The 18734-nt window shown below is 51.3% G+C and carries 17 protein-coding genes; 16 read left to right on the top strand and 1 reads right to left on the bottom strand.

Annotated elements, in window-relative coordinates; genetic code table 11:
* Positions 1 to 116: 116 nt before the first annotated feature.
* Positions 117 to 2918: an XrtA/PEP-CTERM system TPR-repeat protein PrsT gene (gene prsT, locus ACH5Y9_RS13460; RefSeq protein ID WP_445366419.1), complete on the bottom strand. Its 2802-nt coding sequence runs from the start codon at positions 2916 to 2918 to the stop codon at positions 117 to 119.
* A 208-nt stretch (positions 2919 to 3126) separates the two neighbouring features.
* Between prsT and ACH5Y9_RS13455 the strand changes: the two genes are divergently transcribed.
* The 16 genes from ACH5Y9_RS13455 to ACH5Y9_RS13380 all read left to right on the top strand — a co-directional run bounded on the left by ACH5Y9_RS13455 (position 3127) and on the right by ACH5Y9_RS13380 (position 18337).
* Positions 3127 to 4332 carry a sensor histidine kinase gene (locus ACH5Y9_RS13455; RefSeq protein WP_445366418.1) on the top strand — a complete coding sequence of 402 codons (1206 nt, stop codon included), beginning with the start codon at positions 3127 to 3129 and terminating at the stop codon, positions 4330 to 4332.
* Entirely contained in the window at positions 4319 to 5701 is a 1383-nt protein-coding gene (locus ACH5Y9_RS13450; protein ID WP_445369894.1) for a sigma-54-dependent transcriptional regulator, read from the top strand. The genes ACH5Y9_RS13455 and ACH5Y9_RS13450 overlap by 14 nt, the downstream gene beginning before the upstream one ends.
* Before the next feature lie 55 nt (positions 5702 to 5756).
* Entirely contained in the window at positions 5757 to 6068 is a 312-nt protein-coding gene (gene fliE, locus ACH5Y9_RS13445; protein WP_033157335.1) for a flagellar hook-basal body complex protein FliE, read from the top strand.
* Between the two features lie 17 nt (positions 6069 to 6085).
* Entirely contained in the window at positions 6086 to 7837 is a 1752-nt protein-coding gene (gene fliF / locus ACH5Y9_RS13440; RefSeq protein WP_192394099.1) for a flagellar basal-body MS-ring/collar protein FliF, read from the top strand.
* Positions 7830 to 8840, top strand: a complete 1011-nt coding sequence (fliG, locus tag ACH5Y9_RS13435; RefSeq protein ID WP_033157336.1) for a flagellar motor switch protein FliG — start codon at positions 7830 to 7832, stop codon at positions 8838 to 8840. Before fliF ends, fliG begins: the two co-directional genes overlap by 8 nt.
* Positions 8827 to 9531, top strand: a complete 705-nt coding sequence (locus ACH5Y9_RS13430; protein ID WP_445366417.1) for a flagellar assembly protein FliH — start codon at positions 8827 to 8829, stop codon at positions 9529 to 9531. Before fliG ends, ACH5Y9_RS13430 begins: the two co-directional genes overlap by 14 nt.
* A complete protein-coding gene (gene fliI / locus ACH5Y9_RS13425; protein ID WP_020482468.1) occupies positions 9528 to 10877 on the top strand; it encodes a flagellar protein export ATPase FliI in 1350 nt (449 codons plus the stop codon). The genes ACH5Y9_RS13430 and fliI overlap by 4 nt, the downstream gene beginning before the upstream one ends.
* Positions 10877 to 11329, top strand: a complete 453-nt coding sequence (fliJ, locus tag ACH5Y9_RS13420) for a flagellar export protein FliJ (RefSeq protein WP_445366416.1) — start codon at positions 10877 to 10879, stop codon at positions 11327 to 11329. The genes fliI and fliJ overlap by 1 nt, the downstream gene beginning before the upstream one ends.
* Positions 11330 to 11356: 27 nt before the next feature.
* Positions 11357 to 12718 (top strand): flagellar hook-length control protein FliK, encoded by a 1362-nt coding sequence (locus tag ACH5Y9_RS13415; protein ID WP_445366415.1) that lies wholly within the window; start codon positions 11357 to 11359, stop codon positions 12716 to 12718.
* Positions 12719 to 12858: 140 nt separating this feature from the next.
* A complete protein-coding gene (rpsF, locus tag ACH5Y9_RS13410) occupies positions 12859 to 13284 on the top strand; it encodes a 30S ribosomal protein S6 (RefSeq protein WP_020482465.1) in 426 nt (141 codons plus the stop codon).
* Between the two features lie 25 nt (positions 13285 to 13309).
* Positions 13310 to 13540, top strand: coding sequence for a 30S ribosomal protein S18 (rpsR, locus tag ACH5Y9_RS13405; RefSeq protein ID WP_020482464.1), 231 nt, complete (start codon positions 13310 to 13312; stop codon positions 13538 to 13540).
* 67 nt (positions 13541 to 13607) lie between these two features.
* Complete coding sequence (locus tag ACH5Y9_RS13400; RefSeq protein ID WP_445366414.1) at positions 13608 to 14471, top strand: hypothetical protein; 864 nt, start codon at positions 13608 to 13610, stop codon at positions 14469 to 14471.
* A 46-nt stretch (positions 14472 to 14517) separates the two neighbouring features.
* Positions 14518 to 14964 (top strand): 50S ribosomal protein L9, encoded by a 447-nt coding sequence (gene rplI / locus ACH5Y9_RS13395; protein ID WP_033157343.1) that lies wholly within the window; start codon positions 14518 to 14520, stop codon positions 14962 to 14964.
* A gap of 4 nt (positions 14965 to 14968) precedes the next feature.
* Positions 14969 to 15910, top strand: a complete 942-nt coding sequence (gene rfaD / locus ACH5Y9_RS13390; RefSeq protein WP_445366413.1) for an ADP-glyceromanno-heptose 6-epimerase — start codon at positions 14969 to 14971, stop codon at positions 15908 to 15910.
* A 137-nt stretch (positions 15911 to 16047) separates the two neighbouring features.
* Positions 16048 to 17208, top strand: a complete 1161-nt coding sequence (nosP, locus tag ACH5Y9_RS13385) for a nitric oxide-sensing protein NosP (protein WP_445366412.1) — start codon at positions 16048 to 16050, stop codon at positions 17206 to 17208.
* The gene (locus ACH5Y9_RS13380; protein ID WP_445366411.1) at positions 17201 to 18337 is read left to right on the top strand and encodes a GGDEF domain-containing protein; all 1137 of its coding nucleotides are present in this window, start codon (positions 17201 to 17203) and stop codon (positions 18335 to 18337) included. Before nosP ends, ACH5Y9_RS13380 begins: the two co-directional genes overlap by 8 nt.
* The last annotated feature ends 397 nt before the right edge of the window (positions 18338 to 18734 follow it).

Genomic DNA, 18734 nt, shown 5'->3' with positions numbered 1-18734 from the left:
TTGGGCCATAGTAAAAATTATTATTCTAATACAATGCGTTAATTGTTTTTTTGTGAATAAAATTAGTCGGCGACTACGCATGGTGTAAAAAATTACGACATGTTTTGAAAAATCGACTATCTGCTCAGCTTTTCAAGCAGTGCTTTGGCTTGTTCGCGGCCATTGAAAATAGCTTCGCCTTTTAGCGCTTCTTGTAATTCTTGCTTAGCCTCTTCCTGGCGTTGCAACTGATTAAGGGCAACTGCGATATGGTAGCGTATCTCAGGATCTTGCGAGAGTAGTGAGTGTGCATTTCTTAAGTAATGAAGCCCCTGTTCTATTTGTCCCGTGTTAACGAGAATCCAGCCCAAGGTGTCGTTCGTTGCCGGTTGGTCAGGAGCCAATTTATGGGCCTGTTCGGCAATCGACAGGGCTTTGCTGTTACCGTTATTGAGATATACATAAGCAAGGTTGTTCAGGAACTGCGGTTCGTTGGGGAATTGTTTCAATAGCTCGACGTAGTACTTTTCCGCCTCTTTAAACTTTCCGCTTTTCAGTAATTCGTTTGCAAAGGCTGCCATCGGTAGCTGGTCTTGAGGATGCTTTTTGACCCACTGATCCAGTAAATTGTAAGCTTTGTCCGGCTGATCGATTTTTTTCAAATTTTCATAAAGCAGCATCAATGAAGCTGTATCCGGCTCCAGCTCGAAAGCTGCTTGGTAATGGCTGTTGGCCAAACTAAGGTTTTTGTCATGATCGGCGATGTTTCCCAATAGTCGGTGGGGAAAGGCGCGTTTGGGATATTGTTTTAACAGGCTTTCTGCGCGGCTCAATGCAAATACCGGTTTCCCATGGAGCAGTTCCATTTCCACCAAGGCAATTTGCGAAGGTATATGATTTTCGTCGACCAAAACGGCTTTTTTCAAGGTCTTTATGGCTTCAAAATAATCGCCTGCATCTATTTGATAACGAGCCGCTTTGTAAAGTTGTTTGACATTAAACCGGGCTTGGTCAGCCATGCGGATAAATACACCTAAGGCTTTGTCCTTATTGTTATTAGCCAAGTAACTTCGAGCCAGGGCGTCCATAACCTGGGGGTTATTCTTGTCGATCATTTCCGCTGCTTGTGCGGCCGCATTGGCCTCAGCAGCTTTGCCCATCTTCAGATTCAGCTCAACCAAAGCCAAAAGTGTCGGTAATGACTTTTGATCAGCCATCTTCGCTTTTGCCAGCCAGTCATTGGCTAGCTCATAGCGTCCGGCACTTTGTTCGACTTTGGCCAGCTCAATAAGAATATCTATGTCCCCCGGATGATTCTGCTGCAAGGTTTGCAGGCGCTGTCTGGCTTGATCAAGTTTGTTCTCGCCGACGTCCAGTTTACTTAGGTTAATTTGCGCGTCGAGAAAATTGGGGTTCAGTTCAATCGCCTTCTCGAAACTTTGTCGGGCCAGCTTGTATTGCCCGGTATTGACTTGAGCGGTCCCCAGTAAATTTAGTAGTGTAAAGTTTTTCGACGCTTTTTCATGCAGGGCTTGTGCGGTTTTCAACGCTTTTTCCGGTTCGCCACGGCTCATGTAAAGCGCCACGAGAGGAATACCGGCCTTGACCGCATCCGGATTTTTTTTGAATGCCACTTCAAGGTCTTGAACTGCTGCCTGTTCCTGGCCCATTGCTAATCGGTTAAGGCCTATTTCGGCTTGTAGGCTGCCACTGTCATTCCCTAAAGCAGCGGCTTTTCCAAACATATTATTGGCCATATCGTGTTTGCCGGCCTTCATGAAAGCACTTCCCAATAAAAATGCCAGACGCTGATCCTGGGGATTGCGGATTTGCACCGGGCGGAGCAGATCAATAGCTTGCTCGGGTTCGTTTTTTCCTAAAAGTATGGTGGCCAACAATTTATACGTGCCTGATTGTTCCGGGTATTGCTTAACGTACAGACGCAAATACTCCGCTGCCAAGTCGTATCGTTGCAGGCTGTAGTTAACCAAGCCGGAGAGCATTAAAGTCGGACCATGTGCCGATAAATATTCCGGTTTTATGCCGGTGATGATGTCGGCCGTCACTTCCAATTCTTTGGTCGCCGCTTCTTTCTGGTTATTGCGTTCGAGTAAAACCGCATGTAGATAGGCTGCTTTCGGTTCAAATGGATAAGCCCGGCGCACATATTCCAAATCTTGCCGTGCCCGATCATCTTGCTTCAAGTCCATTAACAGGCCTGCTCTGGCAAGTCGTGTGTCTACGTGATCGGGGTTGAGCTCAATTGCTTTGTCGTAAAATTTTAAAGCTTCGTCCAGTTCCATGTTGGCATGCTTGATCGAGCCTTTTGTATACCAAACGCCGGCATCGCTGGCTTGGATTTGTATGGCTTTCTCGGCAGCTTGATCGGCGCCTTTAATGTCGCCACGCTTTAACAGGGCATTCGCGCGCCCGATTGTGGCGTTCACCTGATTGGGAGCAATTTGCAAGGCAATGTCGAATTCATTCAGCGCTTCGCTGATTAGATTGAGTTGCAGGTATGCGTTACCGCGGTAAACATGCAAAACCGGACGCAAACCGCTATTGAACTGCGCCGGATCGATTTCCTTCAGCAGGTCGTTGTAACGGATTTGGTAGGTATAGAGCTTGGCCAGGTTTTCCACTATTAAAGATGGGTCTGCGCCTAATTGTTTGGCTAGGCCGAGCTGGACTTCTGCTTCCGTCAACGATTTCTGCTGCAAGTAAATTTCGCCAAGCAGCATGTGAGCCGAAACATACCTTTCATTTTGCTGCAGCGCATTCTTTAACTGGATGATCGCTTCGGCGTTGTTCTGATTTCTGTAGGACTGTAACGCCTCTTCGTAAAACTTGCCGGCCTGGATGTCGTCGGCAAAGCTTATCTGTAAGGGGTTGAGCGCCAGAATCAGCAGTAGTTTGTTTAACGGGAAATTGGATTTCATCGGATGTTTGCGCATAACGAAATTGGGAGTTGCTCAAGTGTGCACATAGCATAGTCGCAAAGCCAACTCGCCACCAGTCCGGAGCTAACAGCCGGCTTCTTGTCGTCAAAAACTTGACTGGTCGCATTTAAGAATATGATTTTAAATGTAAATTTAAATGGTCTAAATTTTGCTTTTAGAGTCTAGACAATCAATTAGGCGACTAAATATGGGTACTTTAGAGCTGCATCAACAACAAAAAACCGAGCGCTTGACCGATGCATTCCGGATATTTAACGAACTTTCAGAAAATCTGGCGCATTCTTACCAAGGTTTGGAAGAGCAAGTAGCTAAGCTGAATCGCGAGTTACAGGCTGCCCGTAGCGAGCGACTAAACACGCTGATTGAGAAGGAAAAGCTCGCCAGCCGCTTGCAACAAATTCTGGCAGCCTTGCCGGCGGCAGTGGTTGTGCTTAATTCGCACGGTTTAATCATCGATTGCAATGTTCATTCCGTGGACTTTTTGGGTGAACCTTTGTTGGGCCAATTGTGGTCGAGTGTGGCGGCGCGCAGTTTGCAACCGGTGTTCGAATCGCCGCATGAGCGTCAGCTCCGAGACGGACGTAAAGTCAATATCACTCATAGTTCATTGGGTAACGATAACGAGCAAATTATTTTGTTATCGGATGTCAGCGAATTGCGTTCCTTACAAGACACGCTGGCTCAACATAAGCAGCTAAGCGCAATGGGGGAAATGGTGGCCGGTCTGGCGCATCAGGTACGCACACCGCTGGCAACCGCGATTCTGTATGCGTCGCAAATGAGCAAACCCGCGATAAGCGACGAAAAACGCCAACAGTTCTCCGAGAAAATTTTAGAACGCCTGCATCACCTGGAGCGCCAAGTGAACGACATGTTGATTTTTGCTAAACAGGGTCGAATGGCCATGCAAAGCTTTTCATTGCGGCGGCTACTGGCGCATCTTGCCGAAGCGGCCGATAGTTTTGCCGGCGAATTTAGCATTGAAAACCGCATCAGCACCGATCAGTTGCTTGGCAATGAGGATGCGCTACGAGGGGCGCTGTTGAACTTAATCAATAACGCGGCTGAGGCGGGGGCGCGCAACATTGCATTAACGGTCCGGCGTAGCGATTTAGGCTGCATCGACATCACGGTGACGGATGATGGGCCCGGTATAGCCCAAGCCCAGCAAACTAAAGTATTCGAACCGTTCTACACCACCAAATCCAATGGCACCGGCTTGGGGTTGGCGGTGGTGGACAGTGTCGCACGCGCCCATGGCGGCAGTGTCACATGCCGTTCGACGCCGGGGCTGGGGACGAGTTTTAGTTTGAGTCTGCCCTGTGTCAGTCAATACACCCTCGGCTTATCCGTCGGTCATGCCAAAATGGAGCAAAATGATGAAACAGTATGATGTACTTATCGTCGAAGACGACGTGGCTTTATGCGAGGCCCTATGCGATACCTTGGAAATCGAAGGTTATCGGGTCATCTCCGCTAAAAACGGTATCGAGGCCTTGAGCCAATTAGCCAAGCATCCGGTCCGGCTAGTAGTCAGCGACGTACAAATGCCGGTGATGGACGGTTTTCAGCTCTTACAGAATATTCAGCAAAAGTTCGAACAGTTACCGGTGTTGCTGATGACGGCTTACGGCACCATTCCCAAAGCGGTGGAAGCTATGCAGTCCGGTGCGGCCGACTATCTGATCAAACCGTTCGAAGCCGGGATGTTGGTCGATAAGGTGGCGTCGTTGATTACGCGGCAAGCTCCAGTGGTTAACGAGCGGGTGGTGGCTGACGAGAGTATGAAAAAGCTTTATGCCTTGGCCAGCAAAGTTGCCAAAACCGACGTGACCATGTTACTGGAAGGCGAGAGCGGTACCGGTAAGGAAGTGCTGGCCCGTTACGTTCATCGCAACTCGCATTATCATGCCGGCCCGTTCGAGGCTATTAACTGCGCGGCGATTCCGGAAAACATGCTGGAAGCGATGTTGTTCGGTTATGAAAAAGGCGCATTTACCGGCGCGATTCAATCGGCGCCCGGCAAGTTCGAGCTGGCGCAAGGCGGCACCTTATTACTGGACGAGATTTCCGAAATGGATATTTCGCTGCAAGCCAAATTGCTGCGGGTGTTGCAGGAAAAAGAGGTTGAACGCCTGGGTAGCCATCGCAAAATCGCGCTGAACGTCAGAATTTTGGCGACTACCAATCGCAAATTAAAAGAGTATGTGCAGGATGGCCGGTTTCGCGAAGATCTATATTTCCGCTTGAGCGTATTTCCACTCAAAATTCCGCCACTCCGAGAACGAACGGGCGATATTTTGCCGCTGGCGCTGGAGTTGTTGCAGAAGCATAGTCCGGCTGGGAAAGCGGTTGGAGGCTTTGACGAGGCGGCCATGATCAAGTTGTCTGAATACAGTTGGCCGGGTAATGTCAGAGAGTTGGAAAACGTGGTGCAGCGGGCCTTGATCCTGCAAAGCCGGCATCAAATTGGCGCCGACGACCTTATTTTTGAGGAAGATATGTTGGTTTTGCCGAGTTTGCCCGCTGCTGTGCAAAGTCTTGCCGTAGAATCGCGGCAAACCGACGGCGAGAATAGCCCTTTCGAGCTCGGCAGCTTGGGCGACGGCGTGCGTTCGGCTGAGGAAAAAATCATTTTGCAAATGTTACGCGACGTCAGCGGCAGCCGGAAAACCACAGCCGCCAAGCTGGGGATCAGTCCGCGCACCTTGCGTTATAAAATTGCCCGAATGAAAGAAGCGGGAGTGATGGTACCAGGTTAAATCTTGGCTTGAAAAATGCTTATGCTAAGCAAGGCAACCTAAAAGAGTCATTATCATGTCAGATATGAATGTTAACCAAGTGCTCGCCCAGATGCGGGCAATGTCCATAGAGGCCGGTGCCAAGCCACAGCCTAGCGACACCTCCGGCGATTTTGCCGCCATGTTGAAACAATCCATCGACGCAGTGAATAACACTCAGCAAACCGCCAGCGGTTTGGCTAAATCCTTTGAGATGGGTCAGAGCGACGTCAGCTTGGCGGAAGTGATGATTGCCTCGCAAAAAGCCAGCGTTTCTTTTCAGGCTATGCTCCAGGTGCGTAACAAACTGGTGGATGCTTATAAGGACGTGATGGGCATGTCAATGTAGGCAGCGGAAGATAAGCCATGAGCGAACTAGACAGAAATCTACCGATGGAGGCCCATACCCAATCAAGTATGGCAAACGCCGACAAAATGCACCCTGCTTTGAAAAGCCTGAGCAAAATGCCGATGGTGCGCCAGCTGGGTCTGATGCTGGGTTTGGCGCTCAGCGTGGCAATAGGCGTGGCGGTGGTGTTGTGGTCGCAGGCCCCGTCTTACGATTTACTGTTTTCCGGCGTGGCGGAAAAAGATTCTGCGGAAATTCTCGATGCATTGACCAAGTTAAATGTCGATTACAAGGTCGAAACCGGCTCCGGCGCGATCATGGTGCCAGCCGACAATATCCGGGAGCTGAAATTAAAATTGGCCGCGCAAGGCTTGCCGCGCAGTGCCAGCTTGGGCTATGAATTGCTGGATAAGGACAATGGCTTCGGCGCCAGCAAAAATGTCGAGCAAATGCGTTTTCAACGCGCACTGGAAGGCGAAATTGCCCTGACGATTCAAACCATTCAAAACGTCAAATCCGCAAAAGTGCTGCTGGCTATTCCGGTGCAATCGGTATTTGTCCGGGAACGCAAAAAGCCCAGCGCCTCGGTGGTCGTAGAGCTCTATCAAGGCCGCACCCTGGAAAAAGAGCAAATCGAATCTATTGTGCATTTGGTCGCTTCCAGCGTGCCATTGATGGAAGCCAGTCAGGTGACGGTCGTGGATCAGAAAGGCCGCTTGTTGAACAGCAAGGAAGGCGGTGAAGACATGTCCTTGTCCAGCAAGCAGTTCGAATACAAGAAAAATATAGAAGAGCATCTGCGTGGCCGGATCGAAAACATCCTGACGCCACTGGTAGGCGGCGACGGCATGCGGGCGCAAATTTCTGCGGACGTCGATTTCACCGTCACCGAAAAAACCCAAGAAATGTTTAACCCGGATTTGCCAGCTTTGCGTAGCGAGCAAACTCAGGAAGAAAATAACTCCTTATCCAAAGTGCAAGGTGTGCCCGGCGCTTTATCCAATCAACCCCCACCCACGGGCACCGCGCCGGAAGTTGCTAGCGGCCAGGAAAAACAAGCCGCCGCAGAATCCGGTTCCGGCTCGTCCAACAAAACCGCGACCCGTAATTACGAACTGGATAAAACCATTACCCATACTAGACTGGCCACAGGTGCTTTAAGACGCTTGTCGGTGGCGGTTGTCGTTGACGATAAAAAAGTAGTGCAAGCCGACGGTAAAGCGACCTTAGTGGCTTACTCGCAAGAAGATCTGAATCAACTTCGCGACTTGGTCAAACAGGCAGTGGGTTATGATAACAGCCGCGGCGATCAGGTAACTGTCACCAATGTCGCGTTTAGATTGCCCGATGCGCTGGAAGAAGTCCCTTCCGAACCCATCTGGCAACAACCCTGGTTTGCCAGCGCGCTGAAACAATTGGCCGCCGTTGCTGTGGTGGTGTTGCTGATCATGGGGGTATTGCGTCCCGGCCTGCGCACCTTGGTGGCGAAGGAAGAACAGTTAGAAGCCCTTGAGCAAGCCAAAGCAATCGCGGAAGCGACGGGTGGTGTGGTGCGTTTCGACGAGACCGGCAAGCCGGTGGCTGTGGCGGTGTCGGTGGATGAAGAAACCGGCGAAGTGCGCACCATCACCACTGGCGTGGAGGATTTATTGTTACTCGAAGCGCCGCAAAGCTATGAAAAACGTTTGGAATATGTGCAAAAACTCATAGACGAAGATCCTAAATTGGTCGCGCAAGTGATCAAAACCTGGTTGAAAGACGATGGCTGAGCAAGAGAAATTAACGCATGCGCAACGGGCTTCGCTGCTGTTATTGGCGGTGGGGCAGGATAGAGCAGCCTCGGTATTGCGGCATATGGGACCGAAAGAAGTGCAATTGATCGGTTCGAACATGGCGCAGCTTGGGCCGATTAGTTCGGGCATGGTTGATGAGGTGTTGGAAGAATTCATCATCGAAATCAAAAACGAAACGGGTCTGGGGCTGGACTCCGACGAATACATCCGCAACATGCTGACCAACGCGCTGGGCGCGGATAAAGCCGGTAGCATCATCGACCGGATTTTGTTGGGCGCCAACAGCAAGGGGATCGAACAACTAAAGTGGATGGATACTCGGTCCATCGCCGACTTGATTCGTCTGGAACATCCGCAAATCATTTCCATAATTTTGTCCTTGCTGGATGCTGATCAGGCCGCCGACGTGCTGACCTTATTGCCGCAAAACATGCGCTCGGATATTTTGATGCGCATCGCCACGCTGGAAGGCGTGCAACCCGCCGCTTTGCGCGAGTTGGACGACATCATGGAGAAACAGTTGACCGGCAGCGACGGCGTCAAATCCTCGCAAATCGGCGGTATCGACGCGGCGGCCAATATCCTCAACTTTATCGAAAGCGGTATCAGCGATCCGATGATGCAAGACATCAACGAAGCCAACGCCGATTTGGGTCAACGTATCCAGGATAAAATGTTTGTGTTCGGCGATTTGATCAATGTCGATGATCGCGGCATTCAAACCCTGTTGCGCGAAGTGTCCACCGATCAGCTGCTATTGGCTCTGCGCGGCGTGGAAACCGGTTTACGCGACAAAGTGTTTGCCAATATGTCCAGACGCGCGGCGGAAATGTTGCGTGACGACTTGGAAGCTGCACCGCCTGCACGCTTAAGCGAAGTGGAGGCCGCGCAAAAAGATATTCTGGCGATAGCCAAACGCTTGTCCGATGCGGGTGAAATAGCTTTGGGTGGCGGTGGCGGTGGCGATGAGTTCGTCTAAGGGCAATAAGTTTTCCGAGTCTGAATTACAGGCTCTGGATCGCTGGACCAATCTGCAGGATTTCAGCAACCCGCGTTCCGAAGCCGTCGAATTGGAGGAAGTAACCCAGGTTTTGACCGCCGAACAGATTGAAGAAATTCAAAAGCAGGCCTACGCAGAAGCCTTCGAACAAGGTAAGCAGCAAGGTTATGTGGACGGGCAAAAGGAAGGTTTTGAAGCAGGGCGCAAACAAGGCTATGAAGAAAGCGTGCATTTGCTGCAAAAGCAAGCGGCCGAGTTCGCCAATTTATTGGAGGCGCTCAGCGAGCCCTTCAAACAACTCGACGAGTCGGTTGAGCAGGAGTTGGTGAAATTAACCATCGCGATTGCCAGTCAATTGATTCGCCGGGAGTTGAAGTTAGAACCCGGCGAGATCGTCGGCGTAGTCAGGGAGGCGATCAATGCCTTGCCGCTGGCATCTCAGAAGGTCACCGTCAACTTGCACCCCGAAGATGCGGCCTTGGTCCGCACCGCGTTAAAACTCGATGAAAACATGCCGCCTTGGCGCTTGCAGGAAAACCCCTTGTTAAGTCGCGGTGGGTGCACCGTCGAAACCGAGATGTCCAGAATTGATGCCAGCGTCGAAAGCCGGGTAGCTGCAGTGATCGCCACCGTATTGGGCGGCGAGCGGCGTGAGGATTTTGGGCGATGATTCCCAGTGCCGACCGTTCCGATTTGTGGTTGGCGCGCTTGCAGCCGTATCGGGAAAGATTGGCTGCGGACCCGCTGGAGTTGGTGGTTGAAGGCAAATTGTCGCGGATGGTGGGCTTAACCCTGGAAGCGGAAGGTTGCCGGGCGGCAATCGGTTCATTGTGTCAAGTAATTACCAAGTCCGGCAAGATCATTACGGCTGAGGTCGTCGGTTTTGGCGGATCCCGCTTGTTTTTGATGCCGACCGGCGATACGCACGGTCTGGAACCCGGTTGTCGTGTCATTCCTATGGGCAAGAACAGTCTGGCCAACGTCGGTTTTGGTCTGTTGGGTAGAGTGCTCGACGGCGCGGGCAAACCCCTGGATAGTAAGGGTCCGCTGGATACCGATGCCAAAGTTTCCTTATCCGGCACCACCATCAATCCGCTCAGCCGTAAACCCATTCGCGAGGCCTTGGATGTTGGGGTGCGGGCTATCAATGCCATCCTCAGTGTTGGCCGCGGTCAGCGTATGGGTTTGTTCGCCGGTACCGGTGTCGGCAAAAGCGTATTACTGGGGATGATGACCAAGTTTACCAATGCCGACGTCGTCGTGGTGGGCCTGGTGGGTGAGCGGGGCAGGGAGGTTAACGAGTTTGTACTGAAAATCCTCGGTGAAGAAGGTTTGCGCCGAGCGGTAGTCGTTGCGTCGCCGGCTGACGATTCGCCGTTGATGCGGGTGCACGGCGCCTTGTTGGCGACCAGTATCGCCGAGTATTTTCGTGACCAGGGCCTGGACGTGTTGTTGCTGATGGACTCTTTGACTCGATATGCTCAGGCGTACCGGGAAATTGCTTTGGCGATAGACGAGCCGCCGGCAACCAAGGGCTATCCGCCTTCGGTGTTTGCGAAATTGCCGCAATTGGTGGAGCGCGCCGGTAACGGCGATGAAGGCGGCGGTTCGATTACCGCGTTTTATACGGTATTGGCGGAAGGCGACGATACCAACGATCCGATTGCCGATGCGGCGCGAGGTGTGTTGGACGGCCATGTGGTGCTGTCGCGTTCCCTGGCCGAATCCGGTCATTATCCGGCAATCGACATTGAAGCGTCGATCAGTCGGGTGATGCCGGACATCATAGAGCCGGAACATCTGCAAATGGCGCGGGATTTGCGGCGTTTGTATTCCACCTACCAACAGAACAAGGATTTGATCAGTGTAGGCGCCTATCGGCCGGGAGCTGATCCGCGCATTGATAAAGCGATAGAAAAAAATCCGGCGATCATGGATTTTCTGCAACAAAGCATGGATGAATCGGTCGACTTGAGCCGGAGTCTGAGCGAGTTGGCGCAATTGCTGGCGAGCTGATGAAAAAGTCGCAACGACTGAAAGTCATTATCGACTTACATGCGCGTCAGGAACATGACGCTTTGCAGGCTTTGGGTATCTGTCAGCAAAAACTCCAAGAGCAGCAGGCCCAGCTGGAAAATTTACAAAGTTACCGTTTGGATTATTTAGGTAAGTTCGCCGTCAGACAGCAGGCGGGGATCAACATCAATCAGTTGATGGAATTCAGGGCTTTTGCCGATAAGCTCGATCAGGCTATTGAAAGCCAGCAGCAGACGGTAAGCAACCATGAGCGCGAGGTGCAGCGGGCCCGTAAGCGCTGGGAAGAGGCGCATCAACGTACCAAAAGTTTGCAAAAAGTCAGTGAGCTGGCTTTGATTGAAGAAATGAAAGTCGAACAAAAGCGCGAGCAGGCCGAGCAAGATGACCGGGCGGCGCGATCAGGACGCAAGGATGGCACGGGAAGTGCTTGATTAAATAAAAATGTCAGGAGAAATGCCATGAATATCCAAGGTTTAAATCCGCTGTCTCTATTAGCCTCTGCCGATAGCGCCGGTGCTGCGACGACAGCTCTATTGGGCGAAGGTGGTGGTGGCGTGTTTTCGGCGACGCTGCTTGAGCAGCTGGCACAATTGCAAAACAGTTTATTGAGTAAAGGGGCGGCCGGTGACGCCGGCTTGGCGAATTTACAGCAGCTGGGCGGATTGGGGACGGATGCTCTGAACAGTCAAAGCTTGCAGGATTTTACCGCTCTATTCGGCAAGAGTTTGCCGACGGCAACCAAACTTGATCAGGATATTAATCTCGACGATACCATGCAAGCCTTGGCGGATGTTTTGCAATACTTGCAAGGCTTGGAGGCCACCGGTGCCGCGCCGCAAGCTCCGGTTTTACCGGTTGCATCGGCCAATCAAGAGAATCTTGCCGATATAGTGACGGAAAATACCGAGGCTGCACATGATGAGCAGGCGGTGAATGCTGCGATGTATGTAAGCACGCAAGCTCAGCCCTTGCCGGTGGCGGATAGCGTGAGTGTTGTTAACGACGCGCTGAAATCAGCGGTAGCAACCAGCGAGGCGATGTCTGCCATCAAAAACAATCCGGAGCTGTTGGGTATGGATGCCAAAAAAGAGGCGTTGACGGCATTGAGTGGCGCTGATGAAGGGCGGAAGACGATGGTAGCGGAGAGCGGTTTTGCCAAAACCCTGGCCGCCGAAGACGGCGCGTCCCCGCAATTTGCGCAAGACAGCGCGGCTGATACTTTTCAAACCGAGCAGCGCGATGTGCCGAAACAGCAAATTGGCGGTAGCGAGGCTGATGTGGGGTTATCGAGAATGACGGCCGACATCAACCAGCTGAATAAATCGGTAAATAGCGTCGGGCAAACGTCAGCGCCGACGATGGAAAAACATTTGACTCATCCTGAATGGAACACCGAGCTGGGTGAAAAATTGTTGTGGATGCATAAACAAGCGGTGCCTTCCGCTGAAATTCGCCTGAATCCTGAGCATCTCGGCCCTATTTCCATCAAGATCGATGTCAATCAAGATCAAGCCAATGTGGTCTTCACCGCCCAGCACGCGGCGGTCAGGGACGCAATCGAAGCGGCAATCCCCAAGTTGCGGGAAATGTTGGGTGGGCAAAACTTGAATTTGGCGGATGTTAATGTTTCCCAGCAACAATCAGAACAAAGACCGGGGCGCGAGTCCTTCCAAATGGCCGGCGAGCAAAATCGCGGTGGCAATAGTCAAAGCCAAGGCCATGCCGATAGTGCGGCAACCGATGCCTCCAACGCTATTCTCGATGAAATTGAAGCAGGCCGCGCCATCGCCAGCAATGGCTTATTGAGTCTGTTTGCCTAGTCAACTTTAGGCGCTGTTGAAAAATTGCTTTGCAAAAACAGCGCCTATTTCTATAATGCCCAGCTTTTTGGGGAATTTATCCCCACCCTTGCCTCACTGTTCAAACGGATGGGAGGCTTTTAAACCCGTAAGGAGAAATCATGCGACATTATGAAATTGTCTTCTTAGTCCACCCTGACCAAAGTGCTCAGGTGCCGGCTATGATAGAACGTTATAAATCCACCGTTGAAGAAGCCGCAGGCAAAATTCACCGTTTGGAAGATTGGGGCCGTAGACATTTGGCTTACCCTATCAAAAAAATTCATAAAGCACACTACGTGTTGATGAACATCGAATGCGATCAAGCCACTCTTGAAGAACTGGAAAGCGGTTTTCGTTTCAACGACGCCATTCTGCGTAGCCAAACTCTGGCGCAAAAAGCGGCCGTAACCGAGCCTTCTGCGATTGCTGTCAGCGGTAACGACGGTCAAAAAGCCGGTAGCCGCGTTAAGGAAGAAGTCGAAGAAGAAACCGAAGAAGCTGAAGTAGAAGTCGTCGAGACTGAAGTCGTAGCGGATTCCGAATAATCAACATTGAACCAAGAGAATTGTGATGGCACGTAACAACATTAGACGCAAAAAAGGTTGCCGTTTTAGCGGCGAAGACGCGATCAAAATCGATTATAAAGATCTGGATTTATTGAGCGAGTACGTTACCGAAACCGGCAAAATCATTCCTAGCCGCATTACCGGTACCAGTGCGAAATATCAAAGACAGTTGACTTCTGCGATTAAACAAGCGCGATTTCTGGCTTTGTTGCCGTTCTGCGACGCACACAAGTGATTTAGCACGGGGGGCGTAGCGCGTGCAATTTCTGGCTACTTTCATTATGAAAGGACGGATGCAGGCCATGACGGTCGCATCCAGCCTGGCCTTGCTATCGCTGCTGTTTCCTCCTGTCAGTATCGTAAGTTCAGCCGCTGTCTCATTGGTAACATTGAGGCGTGGGGCTAGCGAAGGCTTGTATGTGCTGATGTGCTCATGCCTGGCTGCCGCCGTCTTAAGCACCTTATTGATCGGTAATTACCAGTACGCATTGCTTTACGGTCTGGCCTTTTGGCTACCGGTTTGGCTGATTTCGATAGTACTGCGCGAAGGCCGTTATCTGACACTGGCAATTGAAATTGCCGTGTTGCTGGGTGTGGCGGTGGTGCTGGGTATTTACATGATTCGGGACCAGCCGGTACAGCTTTGGCGCGAAGTGTTGAGCTTTATGCTGCAGCCCATGCTTGAAGGCAAAACCGATGTGCCGCTTGAGCAAATTAGGCAGTCTGCAGAATTGTTGGCGCATTTCATGTCCGGAGTTGCCGCGGCAGGCAGCGTTTACGGCTTGCTGTTCGGTTTGTTTTTGGCCAGATGGTGGCAAGCAGCGCTATACAACCCGGGCGGTTTCAGAGCCGAGTTTTTGGCGTTGAAAGGGCATGTGCATCTGACATTAGGCACCTTGTTGGTGGCCGGAGTAGCCATGCTGACTTCCGGTAAAACCGCGGAACTTTGTTGGAACGTGCTACTGGTGCTGCTGGTGACCTACACAATGATAGGCACCGCAGTGTTGCACGCGGCGTTCTCGGTGATGAAGGGTAGTCGTTTCATGGTGCCTTTTTTATATGTCACATTGATGTTGATCCCGCATGTGATGGTGGTGATCGTGTTATGCGGACTGACTGACACCTGGCTGGACTTACGAAATAAACTAAAACCAAATGGAGCGTAAGCTCCCGATTTTTCGACAATCAAGTCGATCTAAGAGGTAGAAAACGATGGAAGTCATTCTTCTGGAAAAAACCGCCAATCTGGGTAACCTGGGCGATAAAGTAACCATCAAAGCGGGTTATGGCAGAAACTATTTGATCCCGCAAGGCAAAGCAGTGCCTGCTACGCCCAAGAAAATCAGAGAGTTTGAAGAGCGTCGCGCCGAGCTGGAAAAACAAGCGGCTGAAAAATTGGCTGCTGCGACTGCTCGCGGCGAAGCAATCAGCAAATTGAACGTATCCATTGCCCACAAAACCGGCGACGAAGGCCGTTTGTTCGGTTCTGTTGGTACACAAAACGTTGCTGATGCCATTACCGCTGCCGGCGTAAAAGTTGAGAAGCACGAAATCCGTATGCCAAACGGCGTCATCCGTAACATCGGCGAATACGACATTGCTATCAATCTGCATACCGACGTCGTTATTACGCTGCCGGTGAAAGTGGTAGCCGAGTAAAACCGTGATCATCGTAACCGGTGGCGCCGGCTTTATTGGCAGCAATCTGGTATTGGGCCTGAATGCCCGCGGTTATGATGATATTTTGGTCGTCGACCATTTGACTAACGGTATCAAATACCGGAACTTGGTCGAGTGCAATATAGCGGACTATCTGGACAGAAGCACCTTTTTGGAACGACTGCAACAAGGTGCTTTCCAAGCAGAATCGATAGAAGCCATATTTCATCAGGGCGCCTGTTCCAGCACGACAGAGTGGGACGGCCGCTACATGATGGACAACAATTATGAATACAGCAAAACGCTGTTTCATTATTGCCAAAGCCATAAAATCCCGTTCATTTACGCCTCCAGCGCAGCTACTTATGGTGCCGATTTAACCTTCAAGGAAGAATTGGCTTATGAAGGTCCGCTGAATGTCTACGGTTATTCCAAGTTTCAGTTCGACCAATATTTGCGCAGACAGCAAAAATTGACCGCGCAAGTGGTGGGTTTACGCTACTTCAATGTCTACGGTCCGCGCGAAGCCCACAAAGGTAGCATGGCCAGCGTAGCCTTTCATTTGAATAATCAGATCAAAGATTCCGACGAATTACGCTTATTCGAAGGTTGCGACGGTTACGGCAACGGCGAGCAGCGCCGCGATTTTGTTTATGTCGGCGATGTGGTAGATATTAATCTTTGGTTTCTGGATAACCCGCAAGTGTCCGGCATCTACAACTGTGGCACGGGTCGTAGCCAAACCTTTAATGACGTAGCCAATGCGGTGATCAAATTTCACCAGCGCGGGCATATCAAATATATTCCCTTCCCCGAGCACCTGAAAGGCTGCTACCAAAGCTTCACCGAAGCCAATCTGGATAAATTACGCGCCGCTGGTTGCAAACATTCATTCCAAACCGTCGAGCAAGGCGTACAACTTTATATGGAATGGTTGAACGGCTAGTCAGGTCAATTTCTGTCATCGATCCAGATGATTTTTGTAAGCAAATAACGACAAATCTCGATTTTTCTACAGCATGGTCTGGAGCCCGGTTGTAGAATATTTCCCTACTTCGTCAACAGTAACTGCCGAGAACGCAGATGAGTCCCCGCACGGCAATTCGCATTGCCCATTCCTGTTTAGCTGACCCCCAGCGGGCGGTCGAAGAGCTTGCTTTAGGTTTGCAGCACGCCGACACCACCTTGGTCATTTTCTTTTGTTCGAATAGTTATGACCGAACTGTGCTGGCTTCCGAAATAAGGCGTCGATTTCAAGGTATCCAAGTGCTTGGCTGTACGACTTCCGGCGAAATTGGCGGTGCAGGATTACGTCAACAAAGCCTGGTAGGTGTCGGCTTTTCCGCACCGGATTTTATGGCGACCAGTGGCCTAATCCCTAATTTGCAACAGTTTCGCATCGCCGAAGGGCACGCGCTTGCCAACGAGCTTTTGTATGGCTTGCAACATAGAGTGACGCATCTTAATGCCGAAAATTGCTTCGGTTTTTTGTTGATCGACGGCTTATCGGTCCGTGAAGAGCAGGTCACCCATGCGATACAAGACGCATTAGGCAATATCGCCATGATTGGCGGCTCGGCGGCCGACGACTTGCAGTTCCATAAAACATACGTTTATTGCGAGGGCGACTTTCATACCGACAGTGCCGTGTTGTTGCTGGTGCATACCTCGTTACCGTTCAAAATATTCAAAGCCCAGCATTTTGAGCCGACCGCGGAAAGATTGGTGGTCACTCTCGCCGATGCCAGACGCCGCGTCGTATATGAAATCAACGGTCTACCAGCCGCGCCGGAATACGCCAGACTCATTGGGGTTTCGACAGACGCTTTAAGCCATGCGCACTTTGCCGCGGCGCCGGTCGTGGTATCTATCGACGGAAACTATTATGTGCGGGCGATTCGTAGCGCCAACCAAGATCAAAGCCTGACTTTTTACTGCGCGATTGAGGAAGGCTTGGTATTGAGAGTGGCGCTGGGCGTCGATCCTATCGAAAGTCTGCAACAGGTTTTTGCCGAAGTTCGGGCCGAGATAGGCCAACCTCAGGTCGTTGTCGCTTGCGATTGCATCCTTAGAAAGCTCGAGCTGGTGCAGCGCGGGTTGACGGCGCAGGCTGAACAAATCCTGAGTGATAATAAGGTGATAGGTTTCAATACTTATGGCGAACAGTTTCGCGGCGTGCATGTGAATCAGACCTTCGCCGCGGTTGCCATCGGGGCAGTAGATAGGTGTGACGAGTATGATTGATACAGATGCACTCGATATAGAGAGCGAATTAAGGGCGGAAATCGTTCGCCTGAATAAGGTGGTGGAAGCCTTAATGAATCGAGTAGAGCATAGTTCCACTCAACACTATTCGGATTTTGATCAGTTTCAAACCACCATTATGCTGGAAAATTTGGTGCGGGCGCGGACAAAGGAACTGGATGCGGCATTGCGGGAAAACGAGAAGATCAATCGGGCCCTGCAGGAAGCCGAGGAGAAATTTCACCGGGTGCTGGATCAATCCTTGGTCGGTATCACCATGATTATCGAAGACCGCTTTCATTATGTGAATCCCAAGTTCGCGGCAATCTTCGATTACCCGGTCGATGAACTCATGACGATGGACATCATGGAACTCGTCAGCGATGCCGATGAACCTACCGTACGCGCAGCGATGCAGAAAGCGCTGAACCAAGAGCTTGCCAAAATTAATTTTGTCGCCAACGCCGTGCGTAGGAATGGCCAAATGATCACGGTGGAGGTATCGGTGAGTCCGGCCATAGATATTGGTGGCAAGCCTGCATTGATAGCGGTCTTGGCGGATATTAGCGAGCGATTGCGCTCTGAGCGGCAAGTCCAAGCGCTACACGAGCAACTCCAATATCAGGCGATTCATGATCCGTTGACCGGACTGTATAACCGCCTGTTCCTCAACGAGAATTTGGAACGTGAATTGCTTTTGGCAGAGCGACAAGGCTACGAGGTGAGCGTGGTGATGAGCGATCTGGATCATTTTAAAATGATCAATGATTGTTATGGACACCAGGCCGGTGATGCAGTTTTGAAAGCATTTGCCGACATCCTGAAGCGTCATGCCCGCGCCAGCGATTTGGATTGCCGTTATGGCGGCGAAGAGTTTTTTCTGGTGTTGCCGGATACTTCGCTGCAAACCGCTAGTGAACGCGCCGAATCGATACGTTTGGCGTTGGGTGCGCAGCCCATTGCCGTTGCCGACATCAGTATCCATGTCACCGCATCATTTGGTGTAGCCACCTACCCGGCAAACGGCCTATCCCCGGTGGCCTTGATCGGGGCGGCGGACAAAGCGCTCTATCTAGCCAAGGACGCTGGTCGCAATCAGGTCGTCGCAGCTGCCCAGCCATTGCAATAGGCGTTTTTAGTCCACTTTCCGGATAGCCCGATTCGGTTTGTTTCTGCTGCGAAGTGCTTGCCAATTGCTCGCCGCTGCTGAGGTTGACCGCTTCTAGCTGCAGCCTGGCCGCGCTTTATTCGATACGTTAGATGCCGATGTTCTGGCGGATTCGGCTCAACGCGCTCAGCATGCGTGCGATTTGGTGCGCCCGGCACCATTGCCCGCTGATTTACCAAAACACATTCTCGATACTTTCGCACGGGGCGTAACCAAACCTAGAATGTCGCTGCCAATCAGGGATTCGCCGCAAAGCGCTGTGGCATATCACGTATTTTCTCCACCCGTCATTCCCTGTATGCGCCGGCAAAAAAGCTTAATTGCCTGATTTCTATTTGCTTGTGCGATTGGGCGCGTA

Source organism: Methylomonas sp. BW4-1 (assembly GCF_052474385.1).
The sequence above is the reverse complement of the archived record's forward strand: the minus strand, read 5'-3'. Positions and strand labels throughout refer to the sequence as shown.